The organism is Hydrogenophilus thiooxidans (assembly GCF_019049855.1).
Taxonomy (GTDB): Bacteria; Pseudomonadota; Gammaproteobacteria; order Burkholderiales; family Rhodocyclaceae; genus Hydrogenophilus; species Hydrogenophilus thiooxidans.
The window spans coordinates 77,891-91,277 of sequence record NZ_JAHLSY010000011.1 but is presented as its reverse complement, the minus strand read 5'-3'; the positions used below and the strand labels follow the sequence as shown (position 1 = coordinate 91,277).

Sequence of the window (13,387 nt, the reverse complement as noted above, 5' to 3'; positions counted from 1 at the left end):
GTGCAGCCGCTCTTTTCCCAGGTTGGGATAGAGGGTGCGCAACTCTCGAATGCGCTTCACCAACCGCGGGTCGCGGTTCTTGCCCCGTTTGCGCTTGGCAATCGGCGGTTTGGGAATGAGCGCCGCCGGGTTATCCCCTGCGGCTTTCAACACCGCTTTCCAGCGATAGAGCGTGCGACGCGACACACCAAACGCTTCTTGCGTGGCGCTTAGACCGTGCCGCTCCCAAAACTTCAGGATTCGTAACCGTTCTTGGGCATCCTTCGGTGTCATTTCCCACTTCTGTCCCAACGAAGCCAACCGATAATAGCCTTTGATCCCATAGCCAATTCGTTGCACCTGCATCGTACCACCCCTTACGCAGAAACATGCCAAAGGGGCTTGAACTTATTCAGGGCAGGTAGAATTGCACCATCGTTCTGTTGCACCACGCATGCGAGCATAACTCGTGCATACGTATGCCACCACACCATAAGAGGAGACCACCATGAAACTCGACCGCAAAGCGGGCAGCTGGCAAGCGCTGTGGGAAAACTTCCGTTGGCAAATCCCAAAGCGGTTCAATATCGCGCGCGCCTGCTGCCGGCGCTGGGCTGAGGAGCGCGGCCGTCTGGCGCTGCTCTATGAGGACGAAACGGGCCACCGGGAAACGTGGAGCTTTTGGGCAATCCAAAAAGCGGCCAATAGCCTGAGCAACGCGTTACACGCGTTGGGCGTTGCGCGCGGAGCGCGCGTCGCGATCATCTTGCCGCAGCGCCCCGAAACCGCGATCGCCCACATCGCGGCGTACCAGATGGGGGCGATCGCCCTTCCCCTCTCCCACCTTTTTGGTCCTGAAGCGCTCGAATACCGGTTGAACCACGCCGCCGCGAAAGTAGCGATCGTCGATGAGACGACATTGCCCAAAGTGGAAGCGCTGCGCGCGCACCTGCCCCATTTGGAGGCCGTCTTGTTGGTGCGCGGAGATCGTGCGGCCGCGGAAAAGGGTTGGATCAAGGATTGGCACCGGTTGCTCGCAGCCGCTTCCGAAGATTTTTCCCCCGTCACCACCGCAGCCGACGATCCGGCAGTGATCATCTACACGAGCGGGACCACCGGCAACCCCAAAGGGGCGTTGATGGCCCATCGCACGTTGCTGGGTAATTTACCTGGATTCGTTTGCTCACACGATTTCTATCCCCAACGTCGCGATTTTTTCTGGTCGCCTGCCGATTGGGCGTGGACCGGGGGGCTTTTCGATGTGCTTCTCCCCACCTGGTATTTCGGTCAGCCGCTCCTGGCGTACCGTGGACGGTTCGACCCCGAAAAAGCCTATTGGCTCTTGGCTCACTACGAGGTACGCAATACTTTCCTTTTCCCCACCGCGCTCAAAATGATGATGAAACACTGCCCGGAACCCAAACGCCACTTCCGCTTGCATCTGCGCACGATCATGAGCGGCGGCGAAGCGGTGGGCGAAACGTTGCAGGCGTGGGCGCAAGCGCAATTGGGGGTAACGATCCACGAAATTTTTGGCCAGACCGAGATCAACTACCTCTTGGGTGGGTGTCGCACGGTTTGGCCGACCAAGCCCGGCGCAGTCGGTTTGCCCTATCCGGGACACGAGATTGCGGTACTCGACGACGAAGGGAACGAACTGCCACCTGGCGAAGAGGGCGAGATCTGCGTCCGACGCAGCTGCCACGGTACGCTCGACCCGATCTTCTTCCTCGAATATTGGCGCAACCCAGAAGCGACCCGAGCGAAATTCTTTGGCGAGCCGTCCGACCCAAACGCCTGGGGGCGAACGGGGGACCTTGCGGTACGTGACGCAGATGGCTATTTCTGGTACCGAGGCCGGCTCGATGACGTCTTCAAAAGCAGCGGCTACCGCATTGGACCGAACGAAATCGAGAACTGCTTGATGAAGCATCCGGCAGTAGCGAACGCCGCGGTGATCGGGGTTCCCGACGAGACGAAAGGCACATTCGTCAAAGCGTTCGTCGTCCTGCAACCGGGCTGGGAAGGCAATGATGCCTTAGTCGAGACGCTGCGTGCGCACGTGCGCCAGTATCTTGCCCCATACGAAACGCCGCGGGAGATCGAATTCCGCGCCGAACTCCCGATGACCACAACCGGCAAGATCCAACGGCGCGTGTTACGTGAGGAAGAAGCGGCGAAACGGCGCAACAGTCGGTGAGCCGATCAGGCGGGGTGCGCGACCAGTGTATCCCCTTCCCAGCGCGCCCGCCCAGCGGCAACCAACGCCGACGCGACCCATTCGGCGAGCGCTTCCGGTGGTTGGTGGAAAAAGCGGTCGTTGGCCTGCACGAAGAGCGGAATCGTGGCGAGAGCTCGGCAGATCGCATCACGCGACAGCCGTTGATGTTCCAAGAGGTAGAACGCGAAACAGGCGCGAACCGCGTTTCGTGCGATCCGCTCTGGTGCCTCAGCAAACGCCGTCAACCGCCCCCACGCGCGTTCGAGCGCGCCCGCGTAATCCTGAAACGGGGCGCCGTGACCCGGGATCACCCACTGCACCGTCAAAGATGCCAGAGTCTGGAGCGTCTTGCGCGCATCTGACAGCGCGTCATAACCGCCCAGCACGTTTCCAAAGAGGATTCCGAAACCATCGGCCCAGAGCGCGTCGCCAGAAAGCAAAATACCGTGTTCGCGGTTGTAGAAAACGAGTGCAGCCGCGTCGTGCCCCGGTGCCGCGATCGCCTCCCAGCGCAACCCCCCTGCCACGAACGTATCACCAGGCGCGATCGTCTCATCGACGGAAAAGGGCTCTGCGTTTTGTCCGGCGACATCGAGTAACAGCGCGGTGCGGTCCCAACGGGCGACGATCGGAGCCAATGCCTCAGGAACGGTGATTCGGCAACCAAAGGCGCGCTGCACCGCTGCGTTACCCCCAATATGGTCGGAGTGGGAATGGGTGTTGATGAGGCGCGTCAGGGTTCGGCCCCGCAACGCGGCGTTCACCAACGCCACCGTTTCGTCGGCTTCGGTCACGTAGCCGCTATCGACGAGCGTTGCCGTCTCGCCGTCGAAGAGCAAAACGCTGTTCGACGACAACCAGCCGCGTTCGAGAACCTGGATCGATTCGGGCAAAGGGGCGGTCATGCGCACTGGGTACGATACGGCGCTTTAGGACTCACCCGGGAAAGCGCGGCGGCCGCTTTTCCAAAAAGGCGGTGACCCCCTCGGCAAACTCCTCGGTTGCGCTACATGCCGAAAACGCCTCCGCCTCTTCAAGGAGCTGCGCCTCCAACGTATGTTCCATCGACTCAGCCAAGAGCCGCTTCATGCGCAGCAACGCATGGCGCGGACCGTGTGCCCAACGCGTCGCAATTTCCATGACCCGCGCTTCGAGCTGATCATCGGCGACGATTTCGCTCACTGCGCCCGCAGCAAGCGCCTCTTCGGCCGAAAACCGTTCGGCAAGGAGCAGCCACCGAGCCGCGCGCTTCGCACCGACCGCGCGGGGCAAGAGGTAGGACATCCCCCCGTCGGCAGAGAGTCCGATGTTGAGGTACGCAGTGGTAAAGTACGCCGAGCGGCTCGCCACCACCAGATCGGCCATCAACGCAAGCGAAAGGCCAAAGCCAGCGCACGCCCCGCGCACCGCGGAAACCACCGGAAACGGCGCATGGGTCAGCCGCTCGACCAGGACGTTCGCCGCCCGTTCGATCACCGCGCGGTATTGCGCTTTACGGGTTTCAGGGGAAAGCGCCAGCGAACGGTGAAAATCACGGATATCCCCCCCAGCCATGAAGTGATTCCCCGCGCCACTGATGATGAGCGCCCGAACTTCTGGGAGGTCGTACAGCATCCCCGCTGCGTCGGCCAGCTCTTCGAGCATCTGCATCGAAAGCGCATTCAACGATTCGGGACGGTTGAGTTGCAGCGCCCAAACCCCCGGCGCTTTTTCGGTGATCACCAAGGTTGCGTACGTTTTCATGATGGGAGAGTACCTCTTATTGGTTCTGGTGCGTAGGAATTGCTAGGCGCTTTGTCGTGCGCGCATGTATTCCGGTGTGGCGACAAATACCGTCTTCTCCACGGTGGTGTACTCAAGTCCCTCCTCATCGCGCCAAACAGCGACGAACGTGGGTTCCGAACGGCCGACGGTGACGAGTTCGTGCGCGACTGACTCCAAGACGGCCTCCGGCAGGACGAATTCGGCCCACAGCGTGGTTCGCCCGGGACGCCGGTAGCGAATCGACGCGGCTTTGTCCCAAACCACGGTACGCTCGGGCAGATTGTACGCCAGCATCACCGCAAACATCGGGTCGGCAGCCGCGTAGAGCGCCCCACCGAACGTTGCGCCAGCTGGGTTACGCGTTCGCCACGTGTGCGGCAGGCGTACGACGATGCGGCGCAGATCGGGGTCGATGCGTTCGACCCGCGCGCCAATCGTCCGGTAAGAGGGGTAAAAGTTGAACCCCCACCGCAGCACGTGGTGCCAATAGCGGCGGGGGATATGGCGCATCAGCGGGGAGCGCATCGCGCCCCCCCGATGCTCAGTTGGCCAATTTTCATACGCGTTCGAAGATGCCCGCAGCCCCCATACCGGTACCGATACACATCGTCACCATTCCGTATTTCACTTTGGGGTCGCGCTTCATCGCGCTCATCACCGTCGCGGTGCGGATCGCGCCGGTTGCGCCCAACGGGTGGCCCAACGCGATCGCGCCACCCAGCGGGTTAACCTTCGCGGGGTCCAACCCCAGCTCGCGAATCACCGCGAGCGATTGCGCCGCGAACGCTTCGTTGAGTTCGATCCAGTCAAGATCGTCTTGCCGGATGCCCGCGCGTTCGAGCGCCTTGGGAATGGCCGCGACGGGCCCGATTCCCATGATTTCGGGCGGAACCCCCGCAACCGCATACGCGGCGACCCGCGCAATCGGCGTCACGTTGTAGCGCTTCACCGCTGCTTCCGACATCAAGAGCACCGCTCCCGCACCGTCCGACATCTGCGAACTGTTCCCCGCCGTGACGGTACCCCGTGCCGCAAAGACCGGCCGCAAGCGCGCCAGCGACTCGCGTGAAGTATCGCGACGCGGTCCTTCGTCGGTATCGGCAACCTGTTCGACGACACGGGCTACCCCCTGCGCACCGGGCAGGTGGGTTTTCACGGGATAGGGCGCGATCTCGTCGCGGAACAACCCTTGGTCGATCGCAGCGAGCGCTTTCTGATGCGACGCCAGCGCAAACTCGTCTTGGTCGTCACGGGAAATGCCCCATTTTTGGGCGACCTTCTCTGCGGTGAGCCCCATCCCAAACGCGATCGCGTAGTTCTCCTCTTTCTCGAACACGGCCGGGTTGAGACTGACTTTGTTCCCCATGATCTGCGGCATCACCGACATCGATTCGGTACCCGCCGCAATCATCACATCGGCCTCTCCCAAACGGATACGTGCCGCGGCATCGGCAACAGCCTGCACTCCAGAGGAACAGAACCGGTTGATGGTGATCCCCGGGACGCTGTTCGGAAAGCCAGCCAACAGCAAGCCGATGCGGGCGACGTTCATCCCCTGCTCGGCTTCCGGCATCGCGCAACCGACGATCACGTCACCGATCTCGTTGAGATCGAGTTCAGGCACTTGTGCCACTACTGCTTTGAGTACATGGGCGAGCATGTCGTCCGGCCGCACATGACGGAACATCCCGCCTTTTTTCCCGACCGGTGTGCGAACGGCCGCAACGATATAGGCGTCTTGAATCGCTTGACTCATCTTCTCTTCCCCTTCTCGATCAGTTGCGCAATGGCTTACCGGTGGTCAGCATGTGCTGAATCCGTTGCTGAGTTTTCTCTTGTTTGAGGAGTTCGACGAATTCGTGGCGCTCGACCTCCAAAATCCATTCGGTCGAGACCCGCATCCCGGTTTCGACATCGCCACCGCAGAGCGCCCGTGCCACCGCAGTGCCCACGCGGAAGTCGTATTCGCTGATGAAGCCGCCTTCGAGCATGTTGATCAGGAACATCTGACAAGTGGCAATCCCGTTGCGTCCCGCGACGACGATCTCACGCTCGGGAAGCGGCGCCTGATAGCCCGCTTCCGCCATTGCCCGGGCGCGGCGGATCGCAACGTAGAGGAGCTCGCGCGGATGCATCACGATGTCGTCACCCAAGCGGCCGAAGCCCATCTGGATCGCTTCGAGCGCGCTCTTCGCCACTTGCGCTTGCGCGATGGTCTGGAACGCGGTCTGGATGAACGGGAAGACGTCACCGCCTGCTGCGCGTTGCGCCATCCGGTGCGCCTGCAATGCGAACTCTTTGCACCCACCACCTGCGGGAATCAATCCGACCCCGACTTCGACAAGCCCTACATAGGACTCATGGGCGAAGACGCGGTGCGCCGCGTGCATCACGAATTCGCACCCGCCACCGAGCGCCATTCCCTCTACCGCAGCGACCACCGGCACCGTGGCGTGCTTGAGACGCATGCTCGCTTCCTGGAACTTCGCGACCGTGCGCTCAAGCAGATCGAATTGCCCTGCCGCGCACGCTTCCGCGACTTGCTTGAGGTTCGCCCCTACGGCAAAGGGTGCTTCGTGCCAGATCACCAGTCCGTCGAGTTCACGCTCCGCGCGCGCCACCGCTTCGAGCACGCCGTCGAGCACTTCGTCACCGATCGCGTGCATCTTGCTTTTGAACGAGACGATCCCGATGCGCGGATCCTGATCGGGACGACGCCACAGCCGAACCCCGTCGTTCTCCCACAGCGTCTCGCCGCGATCGTCGGTCGCTTCGCCCAGGACGCGATCGGGGTAGAGCTGACGCTCGTAGACCGGCAACGCGCGCCGACCCACCCACGCAGCTTTGGCGGGGCTATAGGAACCTTGCTGGCCATGGACTGCCCCTGCGACTTTTTCGACCCACGCCGGCAGCGGAACGTTCGCCATCGCCTTGCCCGCAGCGATGTCGGCCGCGATCGCCTCGGCGATCGCTTGCCAGCCCGCTGCTTGCCACGTTTCGAACGGCCCCATCGCCCAGCCGAACCCCCAACGCATCGCCAAATCGACGTCGCGCGCATTGTCGGCGATCGTTTCGAGGTGCACGGCGCAGTAATGGAAGACGTCGCGGAAGATCGACCACAGGAATTGGGCCTGCGGATGGGTACTGGTGCGCATTTTCTCGAACTGCACCTTCGGGTCGCGTTCGGCCAAGATCGCATCGACCTCGGGCGCCACTTCACCGGCTGCCGGGCGGTATTCACCCTTCTGCACGTCAAGGACCAGGATCGTTTTGCCCTCTTTGCGGTAGATCCCCCCTTTGGTCTTTTGGCCCAGCTGCCCTTTTGCGATCAACTCTTGCAACCAAGCAGGCTTGCCAAAATAGCCATGCCACGGGTCGTCCGTGAGGTGGGTGGCCATCGTATCGATCACGTGGGCCAGGGTGTCGAGCCCGACGACGTCGGCGGTCCGGTAGGTCGCACTCTTCGGGCGACCGATTTTCGGGCCGGTAAGCGCATCGACCTCGTCGAAGCCCAACCCCAACCGTTCGGTATGATGCATCACCGCAAGGATCGAGAAGACCCCGATTCGGTTCGCGATGAAGTTCGGCGTATCTTTTGCCCGCACGACCGACTTGCCTAGGCGCACCGTGAGCCACGTCTCGAGCGCGTCCATGAGCGCCGCGTCGGTGCGCGCGGTCGGAATGAGCTCAACGAGCGGCATGTAGCGCGGCGGGTTGAAAAAGTGGATCCCGCAAAAGCGGGCGCGGTGCGATTCCGGAATGCTTTCGGCCAACGTTTCGATCGACAGCCCCGAGGTGTTCGACGCGACGATCGCGTGCGGTGCCAAATGCGGCGCAATCTTGGCGTAGAGGTCGCGCTTCCACTCCATCTTCTCGGCGATCGCCTCGATCACCAGATCGCACTCGGCCAATTTCGCGAGATCGGTCTCGTAGTTGGCGGGTTCGATGAACTGCACCCGATCTTTTGCCGCGAACGGCTTCGGATCCAATTTGTCGAAGGTTGCGAGCGCCTTCTTGACGATCGCGTTCTTGTATCCCTCTTTTGCGGGCAAATCGAAGAGCACCACCGGGACATTGGCATTGGTGCAATGCGCAGCGATTTGCGCTCCCATCACCCCGGCCCCGAGCACGGCTACTTTACGAATTATGATGCGTTCCACTGGCGCCTCCATCGGTTGGTTCAAACGTTTGTTTGAAAGATAGCACAAAAAAACCGCCCACGCAAGGGGCGGTTCGCAGAAAATGACGATCCGGTCAGAACGAGCGGGAGTACTGAACGCCCGCCAGCCAAATGTTGCCGGTATAGTCGCCGATCACCCAACCTTTACCTTTGGCGATTTGGTTGTGGCTGATGCGCGTGTCGTTGATGAAGAGGTGCGCCAGACCGAAATCGACGCGTGTGGCGCGGTCCGGCCGCCATTGCGCGCCGAAAGCGAGCCAGATGCGGTTGTTGTCGGGCAACGAAACCAAGCGGGTATCGGCATTCTTGACCGGAGATTCGTCGTGCGCGATCCCGAATTTGAAAGTCCACGCGTCGTTGTAGTGATAATTGGCGCCGAGCGCAACGCGCCAGGTGTCGCGGAAGTGGGCATCGAGCACGTCCGCGGTCGACCCCGCCTGAACGCCACTGGTGCGGTAGATGGGCAGAACGTCGAGACTGCTCCACCCCGTCCACGAAAGGTCCGCCAGCACTTCCCAACGCGGATTGAGCTGATGGGTGAAGCTGACGATGAAGGTGTCGGGCAGATCGACATCGACCTTCGCATTGACCCCGGCTGCACCGATCGCAGGGTTGGAAAGCACGGCGGCAGCGCCGCCGCTTGCAGTCAGCGTACCGGTGAGCGTGTGCTTGACTTTGGAACGATACGACAAACCGACGCGGGTTGCGGCCGTTGGTTGCAACAGCACGCCTACGTTCCAGCCAAGCGTCACATCATCCGCTTTGAGCCGCAGTTTCGTGTTTTGCATCATCGCATCGGTTACACCCAGCGCTTTGAGAGAAGAGGGTGCGAAAAGACTGGCAAAGCGGTCATAGGTCGCTTCCATTTTCTGGATGCTGACCCCAGCGCCGACCGAAACTTTGTCATTGACGCGATACGCAACCGACGGGTTGACGTTCATCGTTTTGATATCAAAGAGGGTCGATTGGAAACGACCGATCCAATCGTCGGTATATTCGGTCTTCAGTCCGAACGGCGCGCCAAACCCAACCCCTACCGAAAGGCGATCGTTGATGCGTTGCGCATAATAGCCATTCGGGATCGCCGCCCAATCCCCGGCGTCGGCCCCATTCGACCCCGTCAAAGGAACCGCAACCGGGGTGAGCGGCGGCACCGCCGCAAGACTTCCTTGGTTAGCGAATTTGAAACTGGGTTTGACGACCGCCAACCCCAGCGAAACCTCTTTCGCGCCGGAAAGCTGCGTCATCCCAGCGGGGTTGAAGAAGATCGTCGACGCATTGTCGGCCACCGCCGCCGAACCGGCGTAGGCGTTCGCGATCCCGCTCGCGTTTTGCTCCAGCAATTGGAAGCCGCCTGCGTGCGCCGAAGAAAGACCCGCAACAAAAAGCGCGCTGGCAAGTGTCGTCAAACGAAACGCATTTCTTTTCATGAGTGGGACTCCTCCACTGTTACCACAACGAACCAAAACCCCCATCTGCTTGCTCAAGCATCAGAGGGCATTTCCTGCGGAATCGCGCGTTTCTTACCTTGTGCATCGAGTGCGACATAGGTCAAGCGCGCTTCCGTCACCTTCACCACCATGGGCGACTCGGGATGCCGTTCGGCATAGACCTCGACGTCCACGGTGACCGAAGTCCTTCCTACCGCAACCACCTCGGCGTAAAAGCTCACCACATCGCCGACCGCGATGGGTTGCTTGAAGACGAAACTATTCACCGCAACGGTTGCCACCCGTCCTTTCGCGCGCCGCCGCGCAGGAAGCGATCCGGCGATGTCGACCATCGCCATCACCCAACCGCCGAAAACGTCACCGGCCGGGTTGAGGTCCGCAGGCATCGGCATCACCCGCAGTTCGGGTTGCTTGTCCGGAAGTTGCGTGATCATTGCAAAACCGCTCCTTGGGTCGATCGGGATACCGAAACCATCATAACCGAAAACGAACACGCGTTTGAACGGTTACGTCATCTCCGTCGATTTTTCCCGTTTATCGGTGTCCTGTGTGTTGCGCCAATGCAACGGACCACCGCGAAACGGCGCGAACCCCGTACCGAAGATCACCCCGGCGTCGGCGAGATCGGTATCGGCAACCACCCCTTCGGCCACGCACCGCTCGGTTGCTGCAACCAGTGGCGCGATGATGCGCTGCGCAAGACCTTCCGGAATTTCGTCGGGTTTGACCGTACGTTTGACCGCCTTTCCCTTTTCCCAGCGGTAATAACCTTCCCCGGTCTTTTTCCCCAGTTTGCCTTCCTGGACCAGCTGGTGCAGACGACGCGGCGGTTCGGGTTCATCGGGCACCAATTGCTGACCAGCCAAGATCGCGACATCAAGCCCTACGGTATCGACCAGCTCGATTGGCCCCATCGGCATCCCGAAGGCTTCCAGAGCTGCGTCGACCACTTCCGGCGCGATCCCCGATTCGACACACTTCAGTGCCGCGATCAGATAGGGAGCCAGCACCGCGTTGACCAGAAACCCGGGTGCCGAGCGAACCGGTAACGGCAATTTGTCGATTTTTCCGACGAACACCAGCGCACGTTCGACCGCTTTCGCGTCGCTCTGTGCGCCTTGCACCACCTCGACGAGGGGCATTTTGGTCACCGGATTGAAGAAATGGATGCCCACCAACCGGTGTGGCGCGGCCATCCCCTCGGCAATCGCCTCCAGCGACAAACTGGAGGTATTGGTCGCCAGCAGCGCGTCGGGTTTCGCGCGCTGTTCGAGTTCCGCAAAGAGGCGTTGTTTGACGTCGAGCTTTTCGACCACCGCTTCGATGATCACATCGGCTTGCGCAACACCCAAGCCTTGCGGGTCGGGGATGAAGCGGTCGAGCGCTGCGCGCAGCGCTGTTTCGTCGTCACGAAAACGGCGTTCGAACCAGCGCGTGGCTGCCTGCTGCGCCCGTGCCAGCGCCTCAAGCGAAAGGTCTTGGAGCGTCACCGTGAGCCCACTGGCGGCGCAGACCATCGCGATCTCGGATCCCATCACGCCCGCACCGATCACATGAACCCGGGTGATCGGTGCGGTTTGCGCCTTGGCAAAGCGCTTGAGTCGCTCTTGCAAGAAATAGACGCGTAACAGGTTTTTCGTCGTCGGGTGGGTCGCCAGGAATTCGATGCTGGAGGGGTCAGCGGCGGGAATCAGCAACGGGTTTCCGCGGTACTGGCTCCAGCAGCGCAACACCGCGTAAGGTGCCGGATAGTGTTCGGCGCGAACCTTCGCACGCAACCGTTTTTCAGCCTGCTGCACGAAGAGCGCACGCAACGGCCCAGCCCACAACCGCTCCACGAGCGGCAACCCTTTCCGTTTCGGGGGATTCAGAACCAACGCCTCCGCCGTAAGCGCCGCGACACGCTCCGGTACGGCTTCATCGACAAGACCGATCCGTTTTGCCCGTTTGGCATTGACACTTTTGGCGGTGAGCATCATCGGCAGCGCTTTACTGGGACCGATCAGTGCCGGCAACCGCATCATGCCGCCCCAGCCCGGGTAGATCCCCAGCATGATCTCCGGGAGCCCCAAACGGGTCTTGCGGTCGCTCACCGCCACCCGGGCTCGGCACGCCAACGCCAATTCCAAACCGCCGCCCAGGCAATGACCGTGAATGAGCGCCACCGTCGGCAACGGATATGCCGCCAGGCGTTCCATGAACCGCCAACCCCGTTCCACCAACGCGCGGGCAGCCGCCGCGTCGGGAAGCGCTGCAAACGCCTCGACGTCAGCACCCGCGACGAAACCAGCAGTTTTGCGCGACGCGAACACCACCCCTTTTGCGCCCGTTGCCGCAATCGCATCGAGCGCCGTTTCGATCTCCGCAAACACCGGTTCGGAAAGGGTATTGGCGCTTTTTTCAGCGAGATCGAGCCAGATCCATGCGACGCCGCGCGCGTTTACCGACCAACTGAGGTGTTGCATCTGCGTCTCGTTCATCGCCTATCCTTCATAGCCGTTCGATGCGCATCGCGCCACCCAAACCGCCACCGATACAAATCGCGGCGATTCCACGCTTCGCGTTGTGTCGCTGTAATACTTCGACCAAGTGCCAGACGATACGTGCGCCGCTCGCGCCCACCGGATGACCGAGCGCAATCGCGCCACTATCGACGTTGAGGCGGCTGCGATCGATCGGGCCCAACGCTTTCGGCAGCCCCAGCTCTGATCGGCAGTAATCGTCACTTTCCCACGCTTTGAGGCACGCCAACACCTGTGCGGCAAACGCTTCGTTGATCTCCCAAAAATCGACATCGTCCAAGGTCCAGCCAGCACGCTGCAGTAGCGGTGTCGCCGCATGGACGGGTCCCAACCCCATCTGCGCCGGATCGAGCCCTGCCCATTGACTATCGACGAGGCGCGCTACGGGTTCCAGATGATGGCGCTTGACGGCATCTTCGGATGCGATGAGCAAAAAGGTCGCGCCATCGGTGATTTGTGAGCTGTTCCCGGGCGTCACCCGACCATAACGATCAAAAAAGGGTTTGAGTTTGGCGAGCTTTTCCATGGACGAATCGGGACGAACCCCATCGTCGTGGGCATAGAGGCGACCGCTCGCGTCAAAAAGCGGGCTCATCTCGTGCGCGAAATGGCCCGCTTCCTGAGCAGCGGCCGCGCGCCGATGGCTTTCGACCGCGAACGCGTCCATCTCTTCGCGCGTGATTGCGAAGCGGGTCGCCAACGTCTCCGCGGTTTGCCCCATCAACTGCTTCACCACCGGGTCGGTCAACCCCTTCATCAGTCCGATCACCGGTTTGAGGTCGCGCACGCGCAAACTGCGCAAGGCTGCCCATTTTTGCGCTGGGGTTTTCGCAGAAGCAAAGCGGCCCAGGAAACGAACGAACGCATCGGAAAAGAGCACCGGAGCATGGCTCAATGCATCCACACCCCCCGCTGCAATGAGATCGGCACGTCCTGAAAGGATTTGCGCGGCAGCCGAATCGATCGCTTGCATGCCCGAGGCGCAATTGCGCATCACCGTCCAGCCGGGAACCTTGCGCCCACAGCCGGCGCGAAGCGCGACCACGCGACCGATATTGACCTCGTCCGCGCGCGGTGCGGCGCAACCCAGAATCACCTCGTCGAGCACCGCGGGGTCGAGGCGCTGACGCATCAGCAACATCTGCAACGCCCGGGTCGCCAAGTCGGATGCACGAAATGGCCCCGGCTCGTTCTTCGCTTTGAGAAACGGCGTCCGTACGCCATCTACCAGATAGACTGCTCGATCCGCCACGCTATGCTCCCGGTGTGC

The 13,387-nt window shown here is 61.4% G+C and carries 11 protein-coding genes; 1 reads left to right on the top strand and 10 read right to left on the bottom strand.

Going from position 1 to position 13,387, the window contains the following annotated elements:
• Positions 1-345 (bottom strand): helix-turn-helix domain-containing protein (locus KUL93_RS07130; protein WP_217126383.1); only part of this gene is annotated, 345 nt, incomplete at its 3' end.
• 142 nt (positions 346-487) lie between these two features.
• Here KUL93_RS07130 and KUL93_RS07125 point away from each other — a divergent pair.
• Entirely contained in the window at positions 488-2,179 is a 1,692-nt protein-coding gene (locus KUL93_RS07125; RefSeq protein ID WP_217126382.1) for an acetate--CoA ligase, read from the top strand.
• Between the two features lie 5 nt (positions 2,180-2,184).
• Here KUL93_RS07125 and KUL93_RS07120 read toward each other — a convergent pair whose 3' ends face one another.
• The 9 genes from KUL93_RS07120 to KUL93_RS07080 form a co-directional block, all read right to left on the bottom strand.
• Entirely contained in the window at positions 2,185-3,105 is a 921-nt protein-coding gene (locus tag KUL93_RS07120) for an MBL fold metallo-hydrolase (RefSeq protein WP_217126381.1), read from the bottom strand.
• A gap of 31 nt (positions 3,106-3,136) precedes the next feature.
• Positions 3,137-3,943 carry an enoyl-CoA hydratase/isomerase family protein gene (locus KUL93_RS07115; protein ID WP_217126380.1) on the bottom strand — a complete coding sequence of 269 codons (807 nt, stop codon included), beginning with the start codon at positions 3,941-3,943 and terminating at the stop codon, positions 3,137-3,139.
• Positions 3,944-3,985: 42 nt separating this feature from the next.
• Positions 3,986-4,489 (bottom strand): DUF4442 domain-containing protein, encoded by a 504-nt coding sequence (locus KUL93_RS07110; protein WP_217126379.1) that lies wholly within the window; start codon positions 4,487-4,489, stop codon positions 3,986-3,988.
• Between the two features lie 31 nt (positions 4,490-4,520).
• Positions 4,521-5,720 (bottom strand): acetyl-CoA C-acyltransferase, encoded by a 1,200-nt coding sequence (locus KUL93_RS07105; protein ID WP_217126378.1) that lies wholly within the window; start codon positions 5,718-5,720, stop codon positions 4,521-4,523.
• 19 nt (positions 5,721-5,739) lie between these two features.
• Positions 5,740-8,124 (bottom strand): 3-hydroxyacyl-CoA dehydrogenase/enoyl-CoA hydratase family protein, encoded by a 2,385-nt coding sequence (locus KUL93_RS07100; RefSeq protein WP_217126377.1) that lies wholly within the window; start codon positions 8,122-8,124, stop codon positions 5,740-5,742.
• 94 nt (positions 8,125-8,218) lie between these two features.
• Positions 8,219-9,574: an OmpP1/FadL family transporter gene (locus tag KUL93_RS07095; protein WP_217126376.1), complete on the bottom strand. Its 1,356-nt coding sequence runs from the start codon at positions 9,572-9,574 to the stop codon at positions 8,219-8,221.
• Positions 9,575-9,627: 53 nt separating this feature from the next.
• Entirely contained in the window at positions 9,628-10,029 is a 402-nt protein-coding gene (locus KUL93_RS07090; RefSeq protein WP_217126375.1) for an acyl-CoA thioesterase, read from the bottom strand.
• A gap of 72 nt (positions 10,030-10,101) precedes the next feature.
• Positions 10,102-12,075 carry a 3-hydroxyacyl-CoA dehydrogenase NAD-binding domain-containing protein gene (locus KUL93_RS07085; protein WP_217126374.1) on the bottom strand — a complete coding sequence of 658 codons (1,974 nt, stop codon included), beginning with the start codon at positions 12,073-12,075 and terminating at the stop codon, positions 10,102-10,104.
• A 10-nt stretch (positions 12,076-12,085) separates the two neighbouring features.
• The gene (locus tag KUL93_RS07080) at positions 12,086-13,369 is read right to left on the bottom strand and encodes an acetyl-CoA C-acetyltransferase (protein WP_217126373.1); all 1,284 of its coding nucleotides are present in this window, start codon (positions 13,367-13,369) and stop codon (positions 12,086-12,088) included.
• Positions 13,370-13,387: the final 18 nt, after the last annotated feature.

Bases quoted from the DNA above. Each gene is read 5' to 3' on its own strand.
- KUL93_RS07090 (WP_217126375.1), bottom strand. From the start codon at position 10,029: ATGATCACGCAACTTCCGGACAAGCAACCCGAACTGCGGGTGATGCCG.
- KUL93_RS07095 (WP_217126376.1), bottom strand. From the start codon at position 9,574: ATGAAAAGAAATGCGTTTCGTTTGACGACACTTGCCAGCGCGCTTTTT.
- KUL93_RS07115 (WP_217126380.1), bottom strand. From the start codon at position 3,943: ATGAAAACGTACGCAACCTTGGTGATCACCGAAAAAGCGCCGGGGGTT.
- KUL93_RS07105 (WP_217126378.1), bottom strand. From the start codon at position 5,720: ATGAGTCAAGCGATTCAAGACGCCTATATCGTTGCGGCCGTTCGCACA.
- KUL93_RS07120 (WP_217126381.1), bottom strand. From the start codon at position 3,105: ATGACCGCCCCTTTGCCCGAATCGATCCAGGTTCTCGAACGCGGCTGG.
- KUL93_RS07125 (WP_217126382.1), top strand. From the start codon at position 488: ATGAAACTCGACCGCAAAGCGGGCAGCTGGCAAGCGCTGTGGGAAAAC.
- KUL93_RS07085 (WP_217126374.1), bottom strand. From the start codon at position 12,075: ATGAACGAGACGCAGATGCAACACCTCAGTTGGTCGGTAAACGCGCGC.
- KUL93_RS07110 (WP_217126379.1), bottom strand. From the start codon at position 4,489: ATGCGCTCCCCGCTGATGCGCCATATCCCCCGCCGCTATTGGCACCAC.